Source organism: Rhodococcus tukisamuensis NBRC 100609 (assembly GCF_001894985.1).
Classification (GTDB): Bacteria; Actinomycetota; Actinomycetes; order Mycobacteriales; family Mycobacteriaceae; genus Rhodococcus_G; species Rhodococcus_G tukisamuensis.
Genome location: NZ_BCXG01000038.1, coordinates 1 through 23,110 on the forward strand (window position 1 = coordinate 1; position 23,110 = coordinate 23,110).

Below are 23,110 nucleotides of genomic sequence, written 5' to 3' on the forward strand. Positions count from 1 at the left end.
GGTGATGCGAAGAAGATGGTCGCGGAGGTCACCGAGGAGCTCAAGGCGCTGTAGTTCCCTCACGCCGTCAGGGAGGCAATCCCTCCAAAAGGGTTGCGCCGCTTGGGGTGCGTTGCCGGAACTTCGGACCCGTCAACGCGTCTCACGGCTCACCGGAAGAATGCGGCCGAGCCGGTACCGGCGCATCTGGCTATTCCCATATCGAGACGACAAGTCCCCTCCCTCCGTAGCTCCTTGCGAAATGCGTCAGCGCTCTGCAAAATTCATTGCAGCGCTGGCGCTTTCGCGTTTTCGGGAGCGATCTCCGTTCGGGTGAGGACCCTCATTCGCTCGCACTGCATATATCAATTGCATATGTAGTGATGCCAATTCACGTCTACCGTGAGCCCGATCACCGGCGTAGCGTCGAAACTATGAAAAGTGAACTGGGACAACATGTGTCATCGCCTGAAACTGTGACTTCCACTCCGCCTGCCGAGAGGTCTCGGCTGGACGGGATCAGAAAGTTCGTCCCGGGTGTCGCACTGTGCGCCGCCGGCGCCGCCGTGGCCATGGGCATCAAGCACTTCATCCCCACGCTGAGTCCGCTGCTGATCGCGATCCTGGCGGGCGCAGTGCTCGCGAATGCGGTGGCGTTGCCGTCGAGACTTGCGCCCGGCCTCACCTTCACCTCCAAGAAGCTTCTCCGTGTCGGAATCTCGCTCCTGGGCCTGCAGCTCGTCCTCGGCGACATTCTGAACCTGGGCTGGGGCGTCATCGCGATGGTCGTGGCGATCGTCGTCGTCGGCATCTCCGGCACCATGTTCATGGGGCACCTGCTCGGCATCTCGTGGACCCAGCGGGTCCTGATCGCCTGTGGCTTCTCGATCTGTGGTGCGGCGGCGGTCGCCGCCGCTGACGGTGTTGTCGAAGCGGACGAGGAGGAGGTGCTCACCGCGGTTGCCCTCGTCGTCATCTTCGGCACCCTGATGATCCCCACGGTCCCGCTGCTCGCCGGCGCGCTGGGGCTCGACGGCTTCCACGCGGGACTCCTGGCCGGTGGATCGATCCACGAGGTTGCGCAGGTGGTCGCCGCCGGCGGCATCATCGGCGGCTTGGCGCTGACCGTGGCAACGCTGGTCAAGTTGGCCCGCGTGATCATGCTGGCGCCCGTCATGGTGGTCCTGAGCGTGATGGCCCGCAAGCGGTCGGGCGGTCAGCAGACGCAGGTCAAGCGGCCTCCGCTGATGCCGCTGTTCGTCGTGGTGTTCCTGGTGTTCGTGGCGTTCCGGTCGACGGGAGTCGTTCCCGCCGGTGTCCTCTCCTTCGCCGGATCTCTCCAGACCGCGCTGCTGACCGCCGCGATGTTCGGACTGGGCGCCGGCGTCCGGGTGGCCACGATCAAGAAGGTCGGCTCCAAGCCATTCATCCTGGCAGCACTGTCCACCCTCCTGGTGGCGCTCACCGCAATGGCCGGGGTGTTCCTCCTCTGAGAAGAAAGACTGATCCAGACCTGCCCAATGCCTGCCGCACTCAATGTGCGGCAGGCATTTGTCTGTTCGCGCGGGCGGCTCCGACCGGGGTTGACTCCAAGAGGGTTATGCCTCCCCACGGTCTCCGTTCGCTGCCTGGCTCAACACAGGAACCCGGATGTCCTGCGGATCCTCGACGAACGGTGGACCGACCTGGTCAGACAGAACGGTCGGCTCGGAAACCAGTTCCATGCCCTGCTGCATGAGCTGTTCCCAGGTGGGATGGAACGAAACTTCGGCACCGAGGATGCCAGCGCCGACAAACAACGCCGCCGGCTGTCCAGATCCGGTGACCGCACTTCGGGCAACGCCTCGCGATGCCGTTGTCCGCGTAGTCCGCCCATGCGCACAGACAAGGGCGGACTACTGGCGTGTACCTGGCTCAAACAGTTCGAGGGGCAGGAGACACGCTCTAGCTGAGTCCGATCGGGGTGCCGGCAGCCCCGACGGCCGACTGCCCCATGTGAAGGATCGGGAACGGGCGCCCGTCTCCATCAGTCGCCGATCGACTCACAACGACGAAACCGTAGTGCTGGTAGAAGCCGACAGCCTGCGGGTTCTGCTCGTTGACGTCCAGGCGCAGATCGGGGTGGTGCTCGATCGCGCGCGACAGTAGCGCGGAACCGACACCATGCCCGCGGCAGGTACTGTCGACGAACAGCATCTCGAGTGAGTTACCCGCCAGCCCCGAGAATGCCACCGGCGTCTCCTCGACCTCTGCGACCGTCAGTTCGACGGCCGGGAGATAGTCGCTGAGCATCCGTGACTCGTAGAAGTCGACATCCTCCGGGGTGAGAAAGTCGTGGGTTGCCTCAACGGCGCTCCGCCAGATGCGCACGAGTGCCGGCCACTCCGTCTCGCCCTCGCACGGGCGGAGAACGAGTCCCTCAGATGTGCTCATGGGTACAAACAACAGACGGTTGAAAGCGGGCTGTCAACCGATATTTGGCCTGGATTCAACGAGGCTCGGCGGGAGGGCGCCCGACCGGTCCGGAAGCACCATGAAGCCACGCGAGCAAATGATGCGGGTCGACGCTTCCCTCGTCGGCCCGCACCAAGTCCTAGTGGCCGGGTGTTCGAATCATCCGGCGCTTGACAGCACACACAGCAACCGTCCTCCGACACAAAGTTGGCGGTCGAGCAGGTTGCTCGACCGCCAACTTCGGTGGTTCGGATCGGTGGTGGTTCAGATCAGGGTCTGGCTCGGTGCCGGAGCGGCGATCAGATGGTCGCGGAACTGCTCCCGCAGCGGGGCCTTCACGATCTTTCCGGTGCTCCCCAGGGGAATCGAGTCGACGAAGACGACGTCGTCGGGGACCCACCACTTGGCGACCTGGCCGTCGAAGGACGCCAGCACCTCGGCGGCGGAAACGGTTGCCCCCGGCTCGCGCACGGCGACAAGCAGGGGCCGTTCGTCCCACTTGGGGTGGAAGACCCCGACGCAGGCAGCGAGGGCGACGTCGGGATGCGACATCGCTATGTTCTCGAGGTCGATCGAGCTGATCCACTCGCCGCCCGACTTGATCACGTCCTTGCTGCGGTCGGTGATCTGCATGAAGCCGTCCGAGTCGATCGTGGCGATGTCACCGGTGGGGAACCATCCGTCGACCAGCGGGTCCTGGTCCTCCTTGTGGAAGTAGTGCGAGAGCACCCAGTGGCCCCGGACCATCAGGTGTCCGGAAGACGCCCCGTCCCAGGCAATTTCGTTTCCGCCGTCGTCGACGATCTTCAGGTCGATGCCGAAGACGCACCGCCCCTGCTTGTCCTGCTTCGCGTAGCGCTCCTCGTCGTCGGCACCGAGGTGCCTGCCCTTGAGGACCGACGCGGTGCCGAAGGGACTGGTCTCCGTCATGCCCCAGCCGTGAATGACGGTGACGCCGTACGTCTCCTCCAACTGCCGGAGCATCGCCGGCGGGCAGGCGGCTCCGCCGATGACCGCGCGTTCGAGGCTGGTGAACCGCAGGCCCCTCGACTCGGTGTACTGGAGCTGGCCCTGCCAGACCGTGGGCACGCTCGCCGAGATGGTGACCTGCTCCGCCTCGACCAGGTCGTAGAGCGACTGTCCGTCGAGCGCGGCGCCGGGGAAGACGATCTTGGCGCCGACCATGCATGCTGTGTACGGCAGTCCCCAGGCGTTGACGTGGAACATCGGCACGACCGGCATGACGGAGTCCCTCGCGGAGACACCCATGGAATCGGGCAGTCCGACGGCCATGGAATGCAGCACGGTGGAACGGTGGCTGTACAGCACGCCCTTGGGGTTTCCGGTGGTGCCGCTGGTGTAGCACAGCGAGGAGGGGGTGTCCTCGTCGAAGAGCGGCCACTGGTAGTCGCCGGACTCGTTGTCGATCAGGTCTTCGTAGGCGAGGATCCCGCCCGGCGCGTCCGGGAGGTGGCTGCTGTCCGACATGAGTACGAAGTGGCGCACCTGGGGCAACCGCGGTGCCAGTTCCTGGATCAGCGGCAGGAACGTCAGGTCGAAGAAGATGACCTGGTCCTCCGCGTCGGACACGATCCACTCGAGCTGATCGGGGTGCAGTCGCGGGTTCAGCGTGTGGAGCACCGCCCCTGATCCCGACGCCGCGTAGTACAGCTCGAGGTGCCGGTAGCCGTTCCACGCCAGCGTGCCGACCCGCGTCCCCGGATCGGCGCCGAGCCGCGCGAGCGCCTGAGCCATCTTGCGTGCGCGCACCGCGAGTTCGCGGAAGCTGTAGCGGTGGATGTCGCCCTCGGTCCGGCAGGAGACGACCTCCTGTTCGCCGTGATGGCGTTGCGCATGCTCGAGTATCGAAGAGACCAGCAAGGGCTGCTTCATCATCAGACTGTTCACGAGAGCCTCCTTCGAGCGAATTCATCGGACTTGCGGGCCTGTGCGGCGATCGTTCCGAGGAGGTCGAGCGCGCGGCGGCCCGCCTCGGGGCCGCCGTCGACGTCGCCGCGCACGTAGAGCGGACGCAGTTCCTCGATCTCCTCGAGGGCGGTGATCAGGTCCGCCTCGACGATCTTGTACTTCCGCACCGTGTTCACCACCAGCATCGAGGTGTGCACGATGTCCTCGTCCTCCATCGCGACCCCGTGCTGGTGCAGCGCATAGTTCGCCCAGTGGGTACCGGCCAGCATCGCGGCCTCGATCTGGATCTCCCAGTCGTCGTCGTGACAGAGCGCGACCGAGCGTTCGATGCGTTCCGCGATCTGGCGATGCCGTTCGGCCTTCATCCGAGCTCCTCCGATCGGGCGAACAGGATCTTCCGGACCTGTGCGAAGTGGTTCTCGCAGCTGTCGACGATCTCCTGCGTCGGTGTGCGGTCGCCGCGCAGACACGGATCGCGGTGCTCCTCGATGGCCTCGATGACCTCCTCGAGCTCGCGGATGTCGGCGGGGATCTCCCCTTCGATCGGGGGCCAGCCGACGTGGCTGACGTCGCCCGGTCCGCGGAGAATGCGCGCGTAGCTGCCGTCCGCCTGCTGAGCGAGGTGGACGCCGGGGATCGTCGAGAACACGGGATCGTCGCTGGTGACCCCCGCGAGATGCAGGCAGGCGTTGTAGGCGTTCGTGCCGGCGGTCAGCGTGGTCCAGTACCAGAGTTCGAAGTCGTCGAGCGGGTCGAACCGGTCCCGCAGCGCACACAGCCGATCGAACTTCGACAGGTGCGAAGCGGTCCTCATCGGGCCGGCGCCAGTTCGGTGTCGACCGCCATCACGATCTTGCCGACGTGCTGGTCGGACTTCATGTAGTCGTGGGCCTCCGCGATGGCGTCGATCGGGAAGACCCGGTCGATCGGAATCTGCAGCCGACCGGCGGCAAAGTGGGACAGGAGGTCTCGGGCGCATGCCTGGATGCAGGCGAGGCGCTCCTCCTCGGTGCGGGTCTTGAAGGTCACGCCGATCAGCTTCAGCCTCTTGAGCCACAGGGCGGAGAGATCGATTGTGGCGGTGTCGGATCCGAGTCGGCCGATGTTGACCAGGCGCCCCTTCACCGCCAGCGACCGGATGTTGTCCTCGAAGACAGTGCCGCCGACGGAGTCGATGACGATGTCGGCGCCGCGGCCGTCGGTGAACACCATGACCTGTTCGGCCTGGTCGTCGGCGGAAACGTCGATCACGCAGTCGACTCCGAGCTCCGCGAGCTGCTGTGCCTTGGCTGCCGACCGGGTGGTCGCAATCACGGCGCCGGCGCCCATGGCCTGCGCGATCCGAATGGACGCGATACCAATGCCACTCGACGCGGCGTTGACGAGAACGACCTCCCCCCTCTGCATCTCACCGTTGGTGATCAATGCGTCGTGCGCGGTGGTGAACACATTGGGGAAGGCGCCGGCGTCGATCCAGGTGGCGGCTTCCGGGACCGCCATGAGGCTCAGCGGCGCCGCCAGCACGTACTCGGCCTGTCCGCCGTTGCCGTGCCCCATCACCCGGTCGCCGACCTGCCACGCGGTGACGTCCGACCCCACGGCCTCGACCTCGCCCGCGAATTCGACTCCGATGGGCAGGTGGTTCCCGGTCTTGACTCTGCTCGCCTGGAGGATCTCGCCGCGGTTGAGGGCCGAAGCCCTCACGCGGACAAGGACATCGCCTGGTCCCGGCACCAATGTGGGGACGTCGATGACCTCGACCCGGCCGCCGGCGGGGCTGGGGACGATGCGGGCCGCTCTCATATGCACTCCTCGATCGAAAAGAAATTCAGCGATTCATGTCGACAATAAACAAAAGACGGGTATCGTGCTAGAGGAACGGCCACTTCGGTCGATCCCCCCCGCACACATTGAGTCAGGAGCTTTGGCATGAGCGATCAGATTGCAGCGCGTCTCGCCCGCCTCGACGGCAAGATCATCGATTTCCGTCTGCGTCCCCCCACGGGCCCGTACCGCGGGTTCTTCACCCCCACGGTCGTGGGCGCGGTGAACCGGATCCTGGGCATGCCGACCCCGCGCTCCTACACGATCAGCACGGACCCGTTCCCCAACGCCGAGGATCGCGCGCTGCGCGCCATGCTCGCCGAGATGGACTCCGCGGGCGTGCGCCTGGGCGTGATGAACGGCCGGCACTCGGTCAACCGCCCCGTGCCCGTGCACATCGAGGACGCGGACCTGGCCGAGCTGACCACGCGCACCGAGAACCGGGTCATCGGTCTGGCGGGCATCGACTTCGACAAGTCGGTCGACGAGATCGTCGCCGGCCTCGACGTCGCGGTGAAGGAGCACGGCCTGGCCGGCGTGTGCATGGAGCCGGGCCTGGCCCGTGAGGCGATGTACGCCGACGACGAGCGCCTGTTCCCGATCTACGAGAAGGTCGCCGACCTGGGCGTGCCGCTGATGTTCATGTCCGGCCCGCTGGCCGGCCCCGACATCAGCCACACCGACCCGGTTCGCTTCGACCGCGTCGCGCGCCGCCACCCGAGCATGCCCGTCATCCTCGGCCACGGTTGTTTCCCGTACGCCAACGAGGCCATCGCCCTCGCTTTCAAGAGCGAGGCGACCGGCGTGCACAACGTCTTCATCTCCCCGGACGTCTACATGTTCGCCGCCGGCGGCGACGCGTTCCGTCAGGGCCTTAACTGGCTGCCCAGCCGCTTCCTCTATGCCTCGGCCTACTCGTTCGCCGGGATCGAGGAGTCGGTGCACGCGACCCTCGCGCTCGACGTCGACGAGAACGCTCTGGACGCCTACATGTACCGCAACGCCGAGGCGCTGCTGAACGGAGCGGGTGCGCGATGACCCAGAACATTCAGGTCAAGATGCGGCGGCACCCCGCCGGCGACCTCACCGTCGACGACTTCCTCGTCGAGTCCTCGGACCTGCCCGTCCCGGCCGACGGCCAGGCGCTGGTCAAGGTGCTGTACCTGTCGCTGGATCCCTACATGCGCCCCATGATGGATCCGATCCGCTCGTACGTGCCGCACCTGCACCCGGGCGACGTGATGCCCGGAACGACGGTCGCCGAGGTGATCGAGAGCAAGGATCCCGAGTTGCCGGTTGGCTCCGTCGTGGTGTGCTCGCTGGGCTGGCGGACCCACGGTCTGGTCACCAAGGACGTGGTCCGGGTCATCGACCCGGCCAACGGCCCGCTCTCGGCCTCGCTCAGCGTCCTCGGGATGACCGGTGCCACCGCGCACTACGGTCTGCTGGAGCTGGCCAAGCCGCAGGCCGGCGAGACCGTCGTCGTGACCGCCGCCTCCGGCGCGGTCGGCGGCGTGGTCGGCCAGATCGCCAAGCTGAAGGGGTGCCGTGTCGTCGGTATCGCCGGCGGACCGGAGAAGTGCAGGTACGTGGTCGAGGAACTCGGCTTCGACGTGTGCGTCGACTACAAGTCGGAGACCTTCGAGAAGGACCTCGCGGAAGCGACGCCCGACTACGTCGGCGTCCTGTTCGAGAACGTCGGCGGCCCGGTCTTCGATGCGGTTCTCGGCCGGATGGCGGATCACGGACGTATCGCACTGTGCGGCAACATCAGTCAGTACAACGCCACCGAGCCCTACGGGGTCAAGGGGCTGCGGCACCTGCTGATGCACCGCGTCAACGTGTACTCCTTCGTGATCGCTGACCACCGCGAGTACTGGCCGGCGGCAGTCTCCGAGCTGGGTGGCTGGCTCGCCGAGGGCAAGATCAAGTACAAGGAAGACGTCGCTGTGGGAATCGAGAACGCGCCCAAGGCATTCATCAGCATGCTGAGCGGCGGGAACTTCGGAAAGCAGCTCGTCGAACCCTGAGTTCGACGCCGCGCCCTCCTGGTCGTCGGACCTGTCGACCAGGAGGGCGGCGAGCCTCCTCCGCTCGTGGGGAGGGAAGCGGCCGGTGCCGCAGTCAGTCCAGTAGGGCCACCTTCAGACCATCAAGGAGTAGGCATTGAGTAAGCGACTGGAGGGCCGGGTTGCGATCGTCACCGGCGCGAGCCGGGGCATCGGTTTGGGAATTGCCCAACGCCTGGTCGACGAGGGCGCGAAAGTTGTTGTCACCGCCCGTAATGCGGAATCTCTCGGGGACGCCGTCACGGCGCTGGGCGGTCCGCGGAACGCCATCGCGGTTGCCGGGAGCAGCGACGACGCCGATCACCAGAGCGAGGCGGTGCAGCGCGCCGTCGACAACTTCGGGAGCCTCGACTTCCTGGTGAACAACACCGGCATCAACCCCGTGTACGGGACATTGATGGACCTCGACCTGGCTGCCGCCCGCAAGATCGTGGAAGTGAACTGCCTGGCGACGCTGTCGTGGATCCAGAAGGCGCACAGCGCCTGGATGGGTGAACACGGCGGATCCGTCGTCAACGTCACCTCGGTGGCCGGCCTGCAGACGTCGCCGGGGATCGGCTTCTACGGAGCCACGAAAGCTTTGCTCACGCACCTCACTTCGCAACTCGCGGTGGAGAACGGGCCCGGCATCCGGGTCAACGCGGTCGCTCCGGCCGTGGTCAAGACGAAGTTCGCCTCCGCCCTGTACGAGGGGCGGGAGGACGCGGTGAGCGCGGTGTACCCGCTCAAGCGACTCGGCGACCCGAGCGACATCGCCGGTGCCGTCGCCTTCCTGCTGTCCCACGACGCGTCGTGGATCACCGGGCAGACGATGGTGGTCGACGGCGGACTCACGCTCGTCGGCGGGGCCGAGTAGGTATGGACTCGCAGGCCGCCGGCTCGCTGACCCGGCCGGACACGGGGTCCGTCGAAGCCGTCGTGTTCGACTACGGCGGAGTCCTGACCACGCCGGTGGGCGATTCCCTTCGCGCATGGATGGACCGGGATCGGATCGATCCCGACTCGTTCTCGCGGGTGCTGAAGTCGTGGATGTCCCGCGATGCCCCCGACGGCACCCCGATTCACCGGTTGGAGAAGGGCCACATCAGCATCCCCGAGTTCGACTCGTTGCTGGCGGCGGAACTCCGCTCCCGTGACGACGGACCCGTCGAGTCCGCCGGGTTGCTCGCCGGGATGTTCGCCGAGATGCGACTCGACTCCGAGATGTTCGCACTCGTGGCCGACCTGAGAGCACTCGGTGTCCGCGTGGCCCTGCTGTCCAACAGTTGGGGAAACACCTACCCCCGCGCACAGATCGACGCCCTGTTCTCCCCGGTGGTCATCTCGGGGGAGATCGGGATGCGTAAGCCCGACCGGGACGCCTTCGAGCATGTGCTGAACCTGCTCGAGTTGCCGAGCGAGAAGGTTGCATTCGTCGACGATGCGGACGTCAACACCGTGGCGGCCTCGCAGTTCGGCCTCCGCGCGGTGCACCACCGAGATGTCGAATCCACCCGCGCCGCGCTCTCCCAGTGGATCGACGGTCTCGTCGGCGAACAAGGTTTGAAGTAGAAGGAACTGGAGTCACCGCCCGCTCGCTCGGATGAACGCCGAGGCGGCGGGCGGGGACCGGTTCGACCTGGTCCACGAAGGACCGAAGGAAGTCATCACGCGCGATGGCGCTGTGACCTGTGCCGGCTGCTGCCGGCGGAACGGGAGTTACGAATCATGACCGAAGCAGTCATCGTCGCGACCGCGCGCTCGCCGATCGGCCGAGCGGGCAAGGGGTCGTTGACCGGGATGCGGCCGGACGATCTTGCAGCGCAGATGGTTCGGGCGGCGTTGGACCTGGTGCCGGCGCTCGACCCGAACTCTGTCGAGGACCTGTACCTGGGTGGTTGGGAGCACAGCGGCGAGCACGGCGAGAACATCGCCAGGCGTGTCGCGGTTCAGCTGGGCATGGACGCTGTCCCCGGCGCCACGGTGAACCGCGCATGTGCGTCGAGCGTGCAGACCACGCGGATGGCGGTGAACGCGATCAAGGCCGGTGACGGTGACGTGTTCGTCTCGGCCGGTGTCGAGTGCGTCTCGCGGTACGGCGTGGGCGTCGGCGAGGAGCAGTTCCAGAATCCGTTCTTCGCGCAGGCTCAGGTACGGACGGCGGAGCTCGCCGCGACCAACCGGGCCTGGTCCGATCCGCGGGCCGAGGGTGCACTTCCCGACATCTACGTCTCGATGGGGCAGACGGCGGAGAACGTTGCGACGCTGCGCGGGATCAGCCGGGCCGAGCAGGACGAGTTCGCCGCGCGCTCACAGCAGTTGGCCGAGAAGGCGATCGCGGACGGGTTCTTCGACCGGGAGATCACGCCGGTCGTGTTGCCGGACGGGACCGTCGTGCGGGCCGACGACGGACCCCGCGCCGGGACCACCGTCGAGAAGCTGTCGACGCTGCGGACCGTGTTCCGCGAGTCCGGCACCGTCACGGCCGGCAACGCGTGCCCCCTCAACGACGGCGCCGCCGCACTGGTCATCATGAGCGACCGCCGCGCCGCCGAGCTGGGACTGACCCCGCTGGCGCGGGTCGTCTCCACCGCGGTCAGCGGGCTGTCGCCGGAGATCATGGGTCTCGGACCGGTCGAGGCGTCGCGGCGGGCGCTGGCGAAGGCCGGTCTGTCGATCTCCGACATCGACCTCGTCGAGATCAACGAGGCGTTCGCCGCGCAGGTGATCCCCTCCTACCGCGAGCTCGGCATCGACATCGACAAGCTCAACGTCAACGGCGGCGGGATCGCGCTCGGGCACCCCTTCGGGGCCACCGGCGCCCGGATCACAACCACCCTGTTGCACTCGCTCCAGGAACGGGACCGGCAGTTCGGTCTCGAGACCATGTGCATCGGCGGCGGCCAGGGCATGGCAATCATCTTCGAAAGGCTGAACTGATCATGACGGAAACCATTGTGGAACAGCGGCAGAGCGCATCGAGCCTGTCCTTCGACTTCGCGGGGCAGTCCGTGATCGTCACCGGTGGCGCGCGCGGCATCGGCTTGGAGCTGGGTCGCTTCTTCCACGAGGCCGGTGCCGTGGTGTACCTCGTCGACTTCGACGGTGACGCCCTGGTGGAGGCCGTGGCGGACGTGGGGTGCCGCTCGGCGGTGGCCGACGTCAGCGACAGCGCGTCGGTTCAGGCGGTTGTCGACAAGGTGGTCGGCGAGACCGGCCGGATCGACGTGCTCGTCAACAACGCCGGCATTCTCCGCGACCGGGTGCTGTGGAAGCTCAGCGACGACGACTACGAGCAGGTGATGGCCGTCCACGCCGGCGGAACCTTCCGGTTCACCCGGGCGTGCGTGCCGCACTTCCGTGACCGCGGGTACGGCCGCATCGTCAACGTCACCTCGTACACAGGTCTGCGCGGCAACCCCGGTCAGTCCAACTACGCGATGGCCAAGGCCGGGATCATCGGTTTCACCAAGACCGCGGCCAAGGAACTCGCCCGATTCGGCGTCACCGTCAACGCGATCTCCCCGAACGCCGAGACCCGCATGATCGCCTCCATCCCGGACGACAAGAGGGCCGAGTTGAACTCGCAGGTCCCGATGGGCCGGTTCGCCGACCCGCGCGAGATGGCCGCCGCCGTGGCGTTCCTCGCCTCGATCGAGGCCGGGTACATCACCGGCGTCGTGCTTCCCGTGGACGGTGGAGTCTCCATATGACAGAGGGGACCGTGACGGAGCTGACCAAGAGGGGGCGGACCATCACGGGGGGGACCACCTTCGGCTCCCTCGACGAACTGCGAACGGCAGCCGGCACCGATCTCGGAACCAGTGACTGGGTCAGCGTGACGCAGGATCGGATCGACACCTTCGCCGAATGCACCGAGGACCGGCAGTGGATCCACACCGATCCGGTGCGGGCGGCCGAGGGCCCGTTCGGCGGAACGATCGGCCACGGGTACCTGACGCTTTCGCTGCTGTCCCGGTTCCTGGAGGACATCATCCGCGTCGAGAACGTGACGGCGGCCGTGAACTACGGACTCGACCGGGTGCGCTTCCCCGCGCCCGTCCCCGCCGGCGCGCGGGTCCGGGCTCACGGGAAGCTGACTGCCGTCGACGAGGTGCCCGGGGGAGTCCAGGTCCTGCTGAAGGTGACTGTCGAATGCGAGGGCGCGGCCAAGCCGGTCTGCATTGCAGAGACGTTGGCCCGCTTCCTGGCCTAGGCCGTTTGTTCATTCAGCCCGTCGGCGACGGGCTGTCACGATCGTGGTGGGTCGGATTCGCGATGAGGGTGTCCGCCGGGTGCGCGAATCCGACCCACTGCTCGTCTCCGGCGAAGTGCGGTGGACCTCACCTGTCATCTCAGACCAGGTACGGCACGAGCGCCTTCCGGTCGTCCGGGTAGTCGGCGAACTTCTCCCGGTACCACTTGTGGGTGGCGACGGCTCGGGGGATCAGGTTGCCCGCGGTGATCAGGAAGATGACGACTCCCGCCAGCGACCAGGTCAGCAGTGCGAAGCCGGCCCACGCGATCAGCTCGCCGAGATAGGCGGGGCTGGTGACGAACCGGAACCCGCCGCCGTAGGGAACCTTGTACTCGGTGGCACCCGGGTTCGCCTTGTCGCGCAGGTTGCGCACGATGGACTCAGAGTTCACCAGCAGGGCGAACCCGCCGAGGTAGATCACGACGCCGATCAGGAAGCGCGGGTCCGTGAGCCACTCGGTCCCGTACTGGCCGAGGTAGTCGTGGCTGAAGAAGGCGCCGTTGAGGTAGCCGTGCATGCAGGTCACCAGCATGCCCATGACGATGACCGACACGTTGAACGTGCTGCGTTTGCCCGGAACCTGCCGGATGGACAGCGGGAAGAACCAACCGCGGTTGGCGTAGTGCAGCAGCCAGATCGCGGCAAGCACCAGCGACGTGGGTTCGAAACGGTTCGGTCCCGAGAGGTAGAAGACCGCGAAGACCACCGTCGCGGGGATCTCCATCAACCACCAGCCCAGCTTCGGGTTGAGATTGAATCCCAGTGTGGTCGAAGAGAATCGGCCGTACGAACTCTGCGCGAAGAGACCGCCGACGATGACGAATGCCGCGAACGCGAATGCGATCGTCAGGACGGTGTCGTAGGCGGTGTTCCCGGTGTACCAGTGCATCGAGGTCCTTCGGTGGCGTGTCGTCGTCGTGCGCCGCACGATGACCGCCGCACACAATTAGAACGTGTTCTATCACGAGTGGCGGGTCCGCTGCGGCGAGTTCGGGTCTACTCGCAGGCAACCCCGTCGCCGTCCCGGTCGAGCTTGCTGCTGTAGCCGGGATCGCCGGCGTGGATCGGGGCCGCGCCCGCGGCGCGGACCGCGCTGCAGTTGGCGTACGACACCGACGCGCGGGGCGCCGACTCCGGCGGGGCGACCAGCGGGACGGGCGCGGGCGCGACGGCGGGCGGGGCGGGTGCCGGCACCTGTTGGCGAGGGGCGGGTGCCGGGGGTGCGGGAACTCGCTCGCGCACCGGCTCGGGTGCCGTCCGCGGCGCCGGTGCCGCCGTGCGGTCCTTTTCGTCGGACCGCTCGTCGGCGGCTGCCGGGACCACTCGCGCCGGCGCCGCGCCGCAGTCCCCGAGCACCCGCGCGATCGCGTCTCGCTCGGCCTCGGTGACCCACAGGCCGTACGCGGCCTTCACCTCGACCTGTCGGGCGACGTACGTGCAGCGGTACGCCTTGTTCGGTGGCAGCCAGGTGGCGGCGTCGCCGTCGCTCTTGCGCTGGTTGGTCGGGCCGTCGACCGCCTGCAGGTTCCGCGGGTCGTTCGCGAAGTTGCGGCGAGTCGGTTCGTCGAGTTGCTGGGCACCCTTCTGCCACGAATCCGACAGTGCCACCACATGATCGATCTCCACTGCCCGCGACGTGTCCTGGCCGCGGGTGAAGTCGACGGTAGTCCCGGTGTAGACGTCGGCAAGGGTGCCGGTCAGTACGGTGCAGCCGTTGGAGCCGGGTTTGAGCGCGACGGCGGTCAGGTCGCGTCGCAGGATGTCGTTGCGGGTGTCGCAGCCGTTGTGGCCACCGTCGACGGTCACGTCGTCGGACCAGGCCTGCCCGAACAGGGCACGGTCGTAGCCCGTCTTCGGGGCGCGACCCTTGACCGGCAGGGTGCCGAGCGTGGCCAGCGCGCCGGTCGCGGCGTCGGAGGTCTCCGCGCTCAGGGCCACGGCCGGGGCGGCGAGGGGCTTCTCCGTCGGTGTGGGAGTCGTCGCGGTGGTCCGCGTCGTGGTGGGCGCCGCGGTCATGGTCGCGGTCGTGGCGGCCGTCGTCGACGACGGGGATGGTGCGTCGGGCAGGAAGAACCCGACCACCGCCGCCACACCGACCGCGCCTGCGATCCAGGGGAGGATGTTCCGGGTGGGCTTGGCGCTCGGGGCGGAGTCCGGCGGCGATACAGGTGGGCGGTACACGGCGGCGTTCCTTCATCAGGGCAGGCGCCGGGGACAGGTGACCGACGCCTTGGGTGTGTGACGGCGCCGGGAGGGCGCCACGAGTAGGGCCTTTCGTTTCGGGCTGGGGATGGCGGGAATCAGGGTGTGTTCCTATCCGTATCAGGCATTTCGGACCGATCGGGCGGTAACCGGGACTGATTCATCCGTTCGTGGTGCGCGGACGGCGAGTGCCCCCGCCGATCGCGTCGGCGGGGGCACTCGGGAGTCGGTGGCTACTTCTTGGTTGCCGGTGCGGGCACCGCGATGTGGCGCTCGGTGAGCACGGTCCGCAGGCGGTCCGGGTAGTCGGTGATGATGCCGTCGACGCCCAGGTCGATCAGGGCGTTCATGGTTGCCGGGTCGTCGACGGTCCAGGGGATCACCTTGATGTCGCGGGCGTGGGCGGCGTCGACCATCGTCTTCGTCGGGTACAGGGCGAAGCCGGGGTCCGCGACGGTGCCGGACTGCGGGGTGCCCTGCACGGGCGAGTAGGCGGACGCGCCGAAGGTGTCGATGGCTGCGATCGCGTCACCGCCGAAGTCGTCGATGTCGAGGCCGCCGAGCCACGGCGACGCCCCGTCCTTGCCGACCTGCAGGAAGTCGCCGTTGGTCAGCGCAACCAGCGGCACGGACGGCGCCAGTTCACGGGTGAGCATGAGTGCGCCCCAGTCGAAGCTCTGGATCGTGATGCTGTCGAGCAGACCGGCCGCGCGAATCGTGTCGAGGACGACGCGGACGAACTGCTCACGCGGCGCGGTCTCGGAGGGCGCGCCGGCCTCCACCTTGGTCTCGACGTTGAGCTTGACGCCCGGTGCGTCGTAGGACTTCACGAGATCGAGGACCTCGGTGAGGGTCTGCATCTTCGCGCCCGGGACCGTCTGCTGGGCGGGGTGCTCGGCGAGCTTCAACGACCCGCAGTCCATGGTCTTGACCTGTGCCAGCGTCAGGTTCTTCACGAACTTGCCGACGTACGGAAACTCCGGGTCGTCCGGTGTGGCAGGGGCGGTGTCCTGGCACTTCTTGTTGGAGATCTTGCGGTCGTGGGTGACGACGGCGATTCCGTCCTCGGTGATCTGGGTGTCCAGTTCCAGCGTGCTCACACCCATTTCGAGTGCGTTGGAGAAGGCGGGGATGCTGCTCTCGGTGTAGAGCCCGAGCCCGCCGCGGTGCGCCTGGACGTCGAATTCCGGGCCGTGCTGGGGAGCACTGCTTCCGAGTGATCCGAGCCAGTCGAGGCTGCCGGCGGCGGCGGTGGCCGTGGCGGGGGCCGCGACGGCGGCCAGTGGGACGGTGGCGGCGATGGCGAGGGCGGACAGGATTCGGCGGAGTTCCATGCCGCGAAAGGTAGGGGGGTGGAATGGCCGGAAGGAATTCTTTAGGCAAACGAAAGGTAATGCCCGGGTAGTCTTCGTGCGTCGGGGCGTGGCGCCGGCCTGCCGCAGGCATGCCGAACCCGTTCGGCTACAGTGAGTTTGCAGGCTCTTTGGTAGGGGAATGCAGCGACGCCTCCGTCGCTCCCGGTGTTCACGCACTCGGGTCGAGCGACGGGGGCGTTTTTTTGTTGCCCCGGCCCGCCGCGCTCAAGCAGCGCGGAGCGATGCCCGGCCGGTCGGGCGCCGTCCGAACGTGGCCTGGACCTGGATCCACTGCGCCAGCACCTCGCATCCGGACAGTCCTCTCGCGTCCAGCGGCTCGGTGGCGTACGCGACGTGCCTACCGCCCCGTGGGTTGGCCACCCGGATGCCGCGCCAGGTCAGGTGCGGGGGTAGGTAGCCCAGCACCTCGAGCATCGCGGTGCGCAGGCGCCGCAGGTCGGTGCGCCACTGCCGGACGCTCACGCGGGTCTTGGTGGCGTTCTGGAAGCTGTTGCGACGGATCAGTTCCCATGTCTTCGCGAGCCAGGTGCGCAGGTCCCGCAACGACATCCAGCGGGTGAGGTCGGCGATGTCGCGGACGAGGCTGTCGTCGCTGGCGTTGCAGATCATGTCCTCCGGGTGTCCGATCCACAGGACCGGAACCGATTCCGGTACGGCGGGTCCAGCCCCGGCGACACCGCGGCCGTGGCACCCCGGCACCGCGCCCTCGGGCTGTTGCGGATCGGAGATCAGGCCCGCGGCGACGACATCGCAGCGGACGCGACCGTCCGCAATGTGTCCCAGCACCTCGCGGATGACGCTGCAGCCCTGCGAGTACCCGATCAGCATGACCGGCCCGTCGGCGCCCTCGAGTGCGTCGAGCACCCGCCGGACGCCGACCTCGGTGCTGCGCCGGAAACTCAGCCCGCCCGCCGCGACCGGGCCGTACGACGCCGGGTAGCCGACCCACCGCGACTCGAAGCGAGCGTCCAGCGCGGCGGTGACCTCGCGCAGCAGGCCCGTCACCTCGGTGCGGCGGTCGTCCGGGTGGGACTCCCCGGTGCCGCCGACGGCGAGGACGGTTACCTGCTTCATGCGGCCATGCTGCTCGTCGCGGGTAAGAATCCGGACAGGAGTGACTGAGAGGACCCTGGCAATTCGGCGTGGCACACGGGGGGCTCCGGGCGCCGGCCGAGAGTGGGCGCATGTCGGACCCGGGCGGTAGCGTCGGCGAACATGACTGAGCCAGTGCAGGGTCCGGCCTCCTACTTCCCGTCGATCGAGAAGAAGTACGGCCGGCCGATCAGTGAGTGGAAGTCGATGATCCGTGCCTCGGAGCTGAGCGGGCACATGGAACTCGTCGCGTGGCTGAAGGCCGAACACGGGATGGGCCACGGACACGCGAACGCCCTCGTCGCGCACACCCTGAAGGAGGATGCCGCCGGCTGACCGTCGAGGCATCCGGCGACCAACCAGGGGCCCGAGACCCCGCACGCAGAAACAGGAGACGCCCATGGCAGCCGAGACCTTCCTCGTCGAACGATCCGCCGACATCGCAGCGGATCCGGCGACCCTGCACGCGCTGATCGACGACTTCCACCACTGGACCGCGTGGTCGCCGTGGGAGGGCCTCGACCCCGACATGACGCGCACGTACACCGGGCCTGACAGTGGGGTCGGCGCGTCCTACGCCTGGCAGGGCAACAAGAAGGCGGGGTCGGGGTCGATGACCGTCACCGAATCTGTGCCCGGGCGGAAGGTGAAGCTGGACCTGACATTCCTCAAGCCGTTCAAGGCCGAGAACGTCACCACCTTCCTGCTCGAGCCGACGGAAACGGGCACCACGGTCCGCTGGCAGATGACCGGCCGGAAGAACTGGTTCTTCAGGCTGTTCGGGTTCGCCTTCAGCATGGACAAGATGGTGGGCAAGGACTTCGAGAAGGGGCTGGCGCAGCTCGCGGCGGTGGCCGAGGCGCGCTGACCGGCAAGTAACCGTCAGTCGGTGGCCCGGCGCCGCCTGCGCATCGCCGAGACGACCCACCAGGACAGCCCAACGGCCGCCGCCGCGCCCACTGCCAGCAACGGCAGCGGGACGGCGGCGGTCATCCGCGTCCACGGGGTGATCCGGTGGACCGGCCCGTCCGCTGACGGCGCACGGGCCGCGCCGTAGACCCGCTCGGTCGCCGCCCGCACGTCGAACGGGGTCCCGGTGTACGGCCCGCAGGAGTACGCCTCCCAGGCCGCGCTCACGTCGTACGGCCGGGACACGAACAGCAGGTACTCCCGGCCGACCTCGAAACCGGTTCCGCAGCCGTTGCCGTCCGACAGGGTGCCGACCGTGGTCGTCGGCCCGACGTCGCCCTTGAACACCTCCGAGACCGCGAACTGGTACGTGTCGGTGAACCCGCCGGATGCCACGTCGGTGGCACGGGCCACGAACACCCCCGAGGCGTGGCTCACCGCCTCCTCCGGCGTGGTGAATGACGCACATGAGCATGCGCAGGCGGTGCCGGGAGCGGCGACACCGAGGCCCGTCGCGAGCAGCACGGTCACCGCGCCTGCCGCCGGCAAGCGCCACGGGAATCGCATCGACCGAACCTCCCTCGCCTGGCGGGTGCCGGGTCCCGCCAGAGCCTGCCACGGCGGCCGCGCCGGCGTCGGCGGTCGGTGATATCTTCCGGCGGTGCCGCGGATGAGTCCCCCTGACGCCCAGACCTATTGGATCTCGCGGAAGATTCCCACCGACCAGTTCCTGCTGTACTGCTTCGACGCCCCGGAGCGCGGCCTGGACGCGGTCCGGATCGAGCTGCTCGCACGGGCAGGCGCCGTCGCGGACCTGCGACTGCGCGTCCGCGAGGTGCCGTTCCACGCGGACTACCCGTACTGGGTTCCGGGGGAGATCGACGGCAGCCAGGTGGTGCTGCACGAGACCGCGACGGACTGGGCGGGATGCCGGTCGGCGGTCGAGGAGTTGCTCACCGGCCGGCTCGACCCACGTGAGACACCCTGGCGGCTGCACCTTTTCGGAGTCGCCGAGGGCGCGCCAGGGGGCGACGGGGCGGCCGCGGTGGCGGTGCTGCAGGTGGCACACGCACTGGCGGACGGCCGACGCGCCTCGGGGCTGGCCCGCGAACTGTTCGGCCCGCACCCCACCGGGTCCGGTGCCCGGCCCGCGCCGTGGCGACCGGCGTCGGCGCTGGTGCGGGCGGTGGCCCGGCTGCCGATGCAACTGGCCGAACTGGCCGCGGCCGCGCCGCGGGCGCACCGCACCCACCAGGACCTGGAGCGCGGCACCGCGGACGGCAGCATCCCGCCGTCGCCGCCGAGCCGTCCCAAGGGCCTCACGAACGCCCGGCCCGACGAACGGCGGCAGATCCGGACGGTGGTCCGCAACGCCGCGGACCTGCGGGGCGACGGCGTCACCGTGACGGTGGGTGCGATGACCGCGATCTCGCTGGCGCTCACCCGCTACCTGCAGGCGCGGGGGAGGGCGGACGGGCTGGTCGCCGAGGTGACCGTGGCCAAGCCCGGCGCAGCCTTGGCCCGCAACCACTTCCGCAATGTCGCGGTGGACCTGCACCCGGAGACTGCGGACCTGCGGGAGCGCGCCGCCGCGATCGCCGCGTCGCTGGCACGAGCACGGGTGCGGGGCGAGCACCCGGCCGCCGCGGCTGCCGACCGTGCGCTGCGCGGGGTCCCCGGACCGCTGGTGCGGTGGGGCGTCGAGCAGTTCGACTTCACGGCCGTCCCCGACGCCGTCACCGGCGACACCGTGGTCTCGAGCGTCGACCGCGGCCCCGCGGACCTGCGCCTCGGTGGCGGCGCCGTCCGGTTCACCTCCGGCTTCCCGGCGCTCTCGCAGTTCATGGGCCTGACCCACGGGGTGCACGGCATCGGTGACACCGTCACCATCGGCGTCGCCACCAGCCCCGCCGTCCTCGACGACGTCGACGAGTACGAGCGACTGCTCCACCAGGCGGTCGACGAGGTGCGCGACGCAGTGTCGGCGCCGAACCGGCGCGGAGAACCTATCGTCTAGGGGCATGAAGTGTGGCGACGCTCGTCCCGCAGTTGTGCGGTTCCGGCGATGACGTCGGCGGAGCCGTACTTCGCCTCGCACCCGGCGGCGGGCGCGGTGCTCGCCCTGGCCGGGGTGGCCCTGGTGTCCTCGGAGATCTGGATCGGCCGTCGCCATCGCGCGCCCGAGAGCCGTGACCGGGGCAGCGGGCTGGCGGTCGGTCTGGGGTTGCTGGTGGCGTACCTGGGTGGCCTCGCGGTCAGCCTGCTGGTGCCCGCCACGGTGATCACGACGGGCGCCGGCTGGGTGTTCGTCGCCGGCCTGACGATCGCGGTCGCCGGACAGGGGCTGCGACTGCGCGCCGTGCACGAGCTGGGCGCGTCGTTCACCTTCGGGGTGCAGACCAAGGCGGGGCAGCGGGTGGTCGACACCGGGCTCTACCGCCGGATCCGGCACCCGTCGTACACCGGCGCGCTGATCTGCGCATTCGGGTTCACGATCGCGTACACGAACTGGCTGTCCCCGCTGGCGGTGGGTGGCCTGGTGCTCGGTTACGCCGTCCGGATCCCGTACGAGGAGCGGGTGCTCGCGGATGGCCTCGGCGATCCGTACCGGGAGTACATGCGACGGACCAAGCGGCTGATTCCCTTCGTCTTCTAGGAGCCGATGGCGGGTTGAGAGAATCGGTGGCGGAGCGGCCCCACCGCCGATACCCTGCTACCAGTACGCGGGTTTCCGGTCAGAACGTGACGACTCGACGAGTCTTCGAACGGAGTCAACAGATGTCCACGATCATTTTCGACGCACTTCTTCCCTTCCTCGGGGCCGACGCGGCCACCCACCTGGCAACACTGTTGGCTGTCGGTCCGTAGCAAGCCGCCGAATCCCACGGAAGAGGCCCGGCGGAGCAATCGCTCCTCCGGGCCTCGCCCGTGTTCGGGGACCACCCGAACGGCCGTGAGGTGCGGCGTATCATTCCGTCGACAAATCTGGCGCAGAGGTTCTGCTGTCGAAGGGAATCGGATTGAACGTGCACACCGGAGAACGCGAGCAGCTGGAGTTCCAGGCGGAGACCCGCCAGCTGCTGGACCTGATGATCCACTCGGTCTACTCGAACAAGGACTCCTTCCTGCGGGAGTTGGTCTCCAACGCCTCGGACGCGTTGGACAAGCTGCGGCTCGAGGCCTTCCGTGACAAGGACCTCGACGTGGACACGTCGGACCTGCACATCGAGATCGAGGTGGACCAGCAGGCGCGCACCCTCACCATCCGGGACAACGGCATCGGCATGTCCCGGGACGAGGTGGTGGACCTGATCGGCACGCTGGCCCGCTCCGGCACCGGGGAGCTGCGCCGCAAGCTGCGCGAGGCGAAGGACGCCGCGGCCTCGGAGGAGTTGATCGGTCAGTTCGGCATCGGCTTCTACTCGACGTTCATGGTCGCCGACAAGGTCACCCTGCTGACGCGCCGGGCCGGCGAGAGCCAGGCGACGCGCTGGGAGTCCACCGGCGAGGGCACCTACACGATCGAGACGGTCGAGGACGCGCCGCAGGGCAGCGCCGTGACGCTGCACCTCAAGCCCGAGGACACCGAGGACCACCTGCACGACTACACGTCGGAGCGGAAGATCCGGGAACTCGTCAAGCGCTACTCCGACTTCATTGCCTGGCCGATCCGGATGGACGTCGAGCGGCGCACACCGGCGACCGAGGACGGCGAGGCCGAGCAGGTCACGGTCGAGGCCGAGACGATCAACTCGATGAAGGCGCTGTGGGCGCGCTCGCGCGACGAGGTCTCCGACGACGAGTACAAGGAGTTCTACCGGCACATCGCCCACGCCTGGGACGAGCCGCTGGAGATCATCCCGATGAAGGCGGAGGGCACCTTCGAGTACCAGGCGCTGCTGTTCATTCCGTCGCACGCGCCGTTCGACCTGTTCAACCGCGACGGCCGGACCGGCGTGCAGCTCTACGTCAAGCGCGTGTTCATCATGGACGACTGCGACCAGCTGATGCCGGAGTACCTGCGGTTCGTCAAGGGCGTGGTGGACGCGCAGGACCTGTCCCTGAACGTGTCCCGCGAGATCCTGCAGCAGGACCGGCAGATCCGCGCGATCCGTCGCCGGCTCACCAAGAAGGTGCTCGCCACCGTCAAGGACATGAAGGCGCAGCGCCCCGACGAGTACCGCACCTTCTGGGCGGAGTTCGGCCGCGCGGTCAAGGAAGGACTGCTCTCCGACACCGACAATCGCGATGCGCTGCTGGAGATCTCGTCGTTCGCTTCGACCCACAGCGAGGAGGAGTCGACCTCCCTCGCCGAGTACGTCACGCGGATGAAGGACGGCCAGGAGCAGATCTACTACGCGACCGGCGAGTCGCGGCAGCTGCTCGAGAGCTCCCCCCACATGGAGGCGTTCCGCGCGAAGGGGCTCGAGGTGCTGCTGCTCACCGACCCCGTCGACGAGATGTGGGTCGGGTCTGTCCCGGAGTTCGAGGGCAAGACGTTCCAGTCGATCGCCAAGGGCGAGGTCGATCTCGACAGCGAGGACGACAAGAAGGCCAACGAGTCCGAGCGTGAGGCGCAGGAGAAGGACTTCGCCGGACTGCTCGACTGGATGACGGAGTCCCTCGGTGAACAGGTCACGAAGGTGCGCCTGTCCAGCCGGCTGACCTCCTCCCCGGCCTGCCTGGTCGGGGACGCCTTCAGCATGTCGCCGACCCTCGAGCGGATGTACCGGGCGTCCGGACAGCCGGTCCCGCCGTCACGGCGCATCCTCGAGCTGAACCCGACGCACCCGCTGGTGACCGCGATGCGCGCGGCGCACGCCGACCGTGCCGAGGACCCGGGCCTGGCGGACACCGCCGAGCTCGTCTACGGCATGGCGCTGCTCGCTGAGGGCGGGGAGCTCGACGACCCGGCCCGCTTCACCACGCTGCTCGCGAACCGGCTCGCCGGCACCGTGTAGTCGAACCGGGTGGCCGAAACTCACCCGCCGACACGAACATCCGCCCTCCCCGATCGCACCAGATCGGGGAGGGCGGAT

The 23,110-nt window shown here is 68.1% G+C and carries 23 protein-coding genes; 13 read left to right on the forward strand and 10 right to left on the reverse strand.

Annotation, left to right across the window (positions count from 1 at the left end; all coding sequences use genetic code 11):
- Positions 1-413 precede the first annotated feature (413 nt).
- Positions 414-1,472, forward strand: a complete 1,059-nt coding sequence (locus tag RT2_RS23635) for a YeiH family protein (RefSeq protein WP_083577580.1) — start codon at positions 414-416, stop codon at positions 1,470-1,472.
- A 451-nt stretch (positions 1,473-1,923) separates the two neighbouring features.
- Here the strand turns inward: RT2_RS23635 and RT2_RS23645 are convergent, their stop codons facing one another.
- From RT2_RS23645 to RT2_RS23665, 5 genes are all read right to left on the reverse strand, one after another.
- Positions 1,924-2,412 (reverse strand): acetyltransferase, encoded by a 489-nt coding sequence (locus tag RT2_RS23645; RefSeq protein WP_072847255.1) that lies wholly within the window; start codon positions 2,410-2,412, stop codon positions 1,924-1,926.
- Between the two features lie 285 nt (positions 2,413-2,697).
- Complete coding sequence (locus RT2_RS23650; protein WP_092776479.1) at positions 2,698-4,341, reverse strand: 3-(methylthio)propionyl-CoA ligase; 1,644 nt, start codon at positions 4,339-4,341, stop codon at positions 2,698-2,700.
- Positions 4,338-4,727, reverse strand: coding sequence for a hypothetical protein (locus RT2_RS23655; RefSeq protein ID WP_072847256.1), 390 nt, complete (start codon positions 4,725-4,727; stop codon positions 4,338-4,340). The genes RT2_RS23650 and RT2_RS23655 overlap by 4 nt, the downstream gene beginning before the upstream one ends.
- On the reverse strand, positions 4,724-5,176 hold the full coding sequence (locus RT2_RS23660; protein WP_072847257.1) for a hypothetical protein: 453 nt from the start codon (positions 5,174-5,176) through the stop codon (positions 4,724-4,726). Before RT2_RS23660 ends, RT2_RS23655 begins: the two co-directional genes overlap by 4 nt.
- Positions 5,173-6,165 carry a zinc-binding dehydrogenase gene (locus tag RT2_RS23665; RefSeq protein ID WP_072847258.1) on the reverse strand — a complete coding sequence of 331 codons (993 nt, stop codon included), beginning with the start codon at positions 6,163-6,165 and terminating at the stop codon, positions 5,173-5,175. The genes RT2_RS23660 and RT2_RS23665 overlap by 4 nt, the downstream gene beginning before the upstream one ends.
- 126 nt (positions 6,166-6,291) lie before the next feature.
- Here RT2_RS23665 and RT2_RS23670 point away from each other — a divergent pair, with 126 nt between their 5' ends.
- The 7 genes from RT2_RS23670 to RT2_RS23700 all read left to right on the forward strand — a co-directional run bounded on the left by RT2_RS23670 (position 6,292) and on the right by RT2_RS23700 (position 12,450).
- Entirely contained in the window at positions 6,292-7,224 is a 933-nt protein-coding gene (locus tag RT2_RS23670) for an amidohydrolase family protein (RefSeq protein WP_072847259.1), read from the forward strand.
- Complete coding sequence (locus RT2_RS23675) at positions 7,221-8,216, forward strand: NADP-dependent oxidoreductase (RefSeq protein ID WP_072847260.1); 996 nt, start codon at positions 7,221-7,223, stop codon at positions 8,214-8,216. The genes RT2_RS23670 and RT2_RS23675 overlap by 4 nt, the downstream gene beginning before the upstream one ends.
- Positions 8,217-8,352: 136 nt before the next feature.
- The gene (locus RT2_RS23680; RefSeq protein WP_072847261.1) at positions 8,353-9,111 is read left to right on the forward strand and encodes an SDR family oxidoreductase; all 759 of its coding nucleotides are present in this window, start codon (positions 8,353-8,355) and stop codon (positions 9,109-9,111) included.
- A 2-nt stretch (positions 9,112-9,113) separates the two neighbouring features.
- Positions 9,114-9,806: an HAD family hydrolase gene (locus RT2_RS23685; protein WP_072847262.1), complete on the forward strand. Its 693-nt coding sequence runs from the start codon at positions 9,114-9,116 to the stop codon at positions 9,804-9,806.
- A gap of 156 nt (positions 9,807-9,962) precedes the next feature.
- Entirely contained in the window at positions 9,963-11,174 is a 1,212-nt protein-coding gene (locus RT2_RS23690) for an acetyl-CoA C-acetyltransferase (protein WP_072847263.1), read from the forward strand.
- A 2-nt stretch (positions 11,175-11,176) separates the two neighbouring features.
- Entirely contained in the window at positions 11,177-11,947 is a 771-nt protein-coding gene (locus tag RT2_RS23695; protein WP_072847264.1) for an SDR family NAD(P)-dependent oxidoreductase, read from the forward strand.
- Complete coding sequence (locus tag RT2_RS23700; RefSeq protein ID WP_083577581.1) at positions 11,944-12,450, forward strand: MaoC family dehydratase; 507 nt, start codon at positions 11,944-11,946, stop codon at positions 12,448-12,450. The genes RT2_RS23695 and RT2_RS23700 overlap by 4 nt, the downstream gene beginning before the upstream one ends.
- 139 nt (positions 12,451-12,589) lie before the next feature.
- On the opposite strand, the gene RT2_RS23705 is transcribed toward RT2_RS23700, so the two are convergent.
- The 4 genes from RT2_RS23705 to RT2_RS23720 all read right to left on the reverse strand — a co-directional run bounded on the left by RT2_RS23705 (position 12,590) and on the right by RT2_RS23720 (position 17,144).
- The gene (locus tag RT2_RS23705) at positions 12,590-13,381 is read right to left on the reverse strand and encodes a phosphatidylethanolamine N-methyltransferase family domain-containing protein (RefSeq protein WP_072847265.1); all 792 of its coding nucleotides are present in this window, start codon (positions 13,379-13,381) and stop codon (positions 12,590-12,592) included.
- A 107-nt stretch (positions 13,382-13,488) separates the two neighbouring features.
- Positions 13,489-14,673 (reverse strand): GmrSD restriction endonuclease domain-containing protein, encoded by a 1,185-nt coding sequence (locus RT2_RS23710; protein WP_072847266.1) that lies wholly within the window; start codon positions 14,671-14,673, stop codon positions 13,489-13,491.
- 254 nt (positions 14,674-14,927) lie between these two features.
- The gene (locus RT2_RS23715; RefSeq protein ID WP_072847267.1) at positions 14,928-16,028 is read right to left on the reverse strand and encodes a glycerophosphodiester phosphodiesterase family protein; all 1,101 of its coding nucleotides are present in this window, start codon (positions 16,026-16,028) and stop codon (positions 14,928-14,930) included.
- Positions 16,029-16,274: 246 nt separating this feature from the next.
- The gene (locus RT2_RS23720; protein ID WP_072847268.1) at positions 16,275-17,144 is read right to left on the reverse strand and encodes an alpha/beta hydrolase family protein; all 870 of its coding nucleotides are present in this window, start codon (positions 17,142-17,144) and stop codon (positions 16,275-16,277) included.
- A 141-nt stretch (positions 17,145-17,285) separates the two neighbouring features.
- Here RT2_RS23720 and RT2_RS23725 point away from each other — a divergent pair, with 141 nt between their 5' ends.
- Together RT2_RS23725 and RT2_RS23730 are read left to right on the forward strand one after the other, a co-directional pair.
- Positions 17,286-17,498: a DUF4287 domain-containing protein gene (locus RT2_RS23725; protein ID WP_072847269.1), complete on the forward strand. Its 213-nt coding sequence runs from the start codon at positions 17,286-17,288 to the stop codon at positions 17,496-17,498.
- A gap of 64 nt (positions 17,499-17,562) precedes the next feature.
- Entirely contained in the window at positions 17,563-18,030 is a 468-nt protein-coding gene (locus tag RT2_RS23730) for an SRPBCC family protein (RefSeq protein WP_072847270.1), read from the forward strand.
- 14 nt (positions 18,031-18,044) lie between these two features.
- Here the strand turns inward: RT2_RS23730 and RT2_RS23735 are convergent, their stop codons facing one another.
- Complete coding sequence (locus RT2_RS23735; RefSeq protein WP_139191323.1) at positions 18,045-18,638, reverse strand: hypothetical protein; 594 nt, start codon at positions 18,636-18,638, stop codon at positions 18,045-18,047.
- A gap of 103 nt (positions 18,639-18,741) precedes the next feature.
- Between RT2_RS23735 and RT2_RS23740 the strand changes: the two genes are divergently transcribed.
- The 3 genes from RT2_RS23740 (at position 18,742) to htpG (ending at position 23,032) form a co-directional block, all read left to right on the forward strand.
- Positions 18,742-20,088, forward strand: coding sequence for a wax ester/triacylglycerol synthase domain-containing protein (locus RT2_RS23740; protein ID WP_072847272.1), 1,347 nt, complete (start codon positions 18,742-18,744; stop codon positions 20,086-20,088).
- A 48-nt stretch (positions 20,089-20,136) separates the two neighbouring features.
- Complete coding sequence (locus RT2_RS23745) at positions 20,137-20,727, forward strand: methyltransferase family protein (RefSeq protein WP_072847273.1); 591 nt, start codon at positions 20,137-20,139, stop codon at positions 20,725-20,727.
- 370 nt (positions 20,728-21,097) lie between these two features.
- Entirely contained in the window at positions 21,098-23,032 is a 1,935-nt protein-coding gene (gene htpG, locus RT2_RS23750; protein ID WP_255312567.1) for a molecular chaperone HtpG, read from the forward strand.
- Positions 23,033-23,110: the final 78 nt, after the last annotated feature.

What these genes read in the sequence shown, in the direction of transcription:
- RT2_RS23635 (WP_083577580.1), top strand. Translation starts at nt 414, where the DNA reads ATGAAAAGTGAACTGGGACAACATGTGTCATCGCCTGAAACTGTGACT.
- RT2_RS23645 (WP_072847255.1), bottom strand. Translation starts at nt 2,412, where the DNA reads ATGAGCACATCTGAGGGACTCGTTCTCCGCCCGTGCGAGGGCGAGACG.
- RT2_RS23655 (WP_072847256.1), bottom strand. Translation starts at nt 4,727, where the DNA reads ATGAAGGCCGAACGGCATCGCCAGATCGCGGAACGCATCGAACGCTCG.
- RT2_RS23660 (WP_072847257.1), bottom strand. Translation starts at nt 5,176, where the DNA reads ATGAGGACCGCTTCGCACCTGTCGAAGTTCGATCGGCTGTGTGCGCTG.
- RT2_RS23665 (WP_072847258.1), bottom strand. Translation starts at nt 6,165, where the DNA reads ATGAGAGCGGCCCGCATCGTCCCCAGCCCCGCCGGCGGCCGGGTCGAG.
- RT2_RS23670 (WP_072847259.1), top strand. Translation starts at nt 6,292, where the DNA reads ATGAGCGATCAGATTGCAGCGCGTCTCGCCCGCCTCGACGGCAAGATC.
- RT2_RS23675 (WP_072847260.1), top strand. Translation starts at nt 7,221, where the DNA reads ATGACCCAGAACATTCAGGTCAAGATGCGGCGGCACCCCGCCGGCGAC.
- RT2_RS23685 (WP_072847262.1), top strand. Translation starts at nt 9,114, where the DNA reads ATGGACTCGCAGGCCGCCGGCTCGCTGACCCGGCCGGACACGGGGTCC.
- RT2_RS23690 (WP_072847263.1), top strand. Translation starts at nt 9,963, where the DNA reads ATGACCGAAGCAGTCATCGTCGCGACCGCGCGCTCGCCGATCGGCCGA.
- RT2_RS23695 (WP_072847264.1), top strand. Translation starts at nt 11,177, where the DNA reads ATGACGGAAACCATTGTGGAACAGCGGCAGAGCGCATCGAGCCTGTCC.
- RT2_RS23700 (WP_083577581.1), top strand. Translation starts at nt 11,944, where the DNA reads ATGACAGAGGGGACCGTGACGGAGCTGACCAAGAGGGGGCGGACCATC.
- RT2_RS23705 (WP_072847265.1), bottom strand. Translation starts at nt 13,381, where the DNA reads ATGCACTGGTACACCGGGAACACCGCCTACGACACCGTCCTGACGATC.
- RT2_RS23715 (WP_072847267.1), bottom strand. Translation starts at nt 16,028, where the DNA reads ATGGAACTCCGCCGAATCCTGTCCGCCCTCGCCATCGCCGCCACCGTC.
- RT2_RS23720 (WP_072847268.1), bottom strand. Translation starts at nt 17,144, where the DNA reads ATGAAGCAGGTAACCGTCCTCGCCGTCGGCGGCACCGGGGAGTCCCAC.
- RT2_RS23725 (WP_072847269.1), top strand. Translation starts at nt 17,286, where the DNA reads ATGACTGAGCCAGTGCAGGGTCCGGCCTCCTACTTCCCGTCGATCGAG.
- RT2_RS23730 (WP_072847270.1), top strand. Translation starts at nt 17,563, where the DNA reads ATGGCAGCCGAGACCTTCCTCGTCGAACGATCCGCCGACATCGCAGCG.
- RT2_RS23735 (WP_139191323.1), bottom strand. Translation starts at nt 18,638, where the DNA reads ATGCGATTCCCGTGGCGCTTGCCGGCGGCAGGCGCGGTGACCGTGCTG.
- RT2_RS23740 (WP_072847272.1), top strand. Translation starts at nt 18,742, where the DNA reads ATGAGTCCCCCTGACGCCCAGACCTATTGGATCTCGCGGAAGATTCCC.
- RT2_RS23745 (WP_072847273.1), top strand. Translation starts at nt 20,137, where the DNA reads ATGACGTCGGCGGAGCCGTACTTCGCCTCGCACCCGGCGGCGGGCGCG.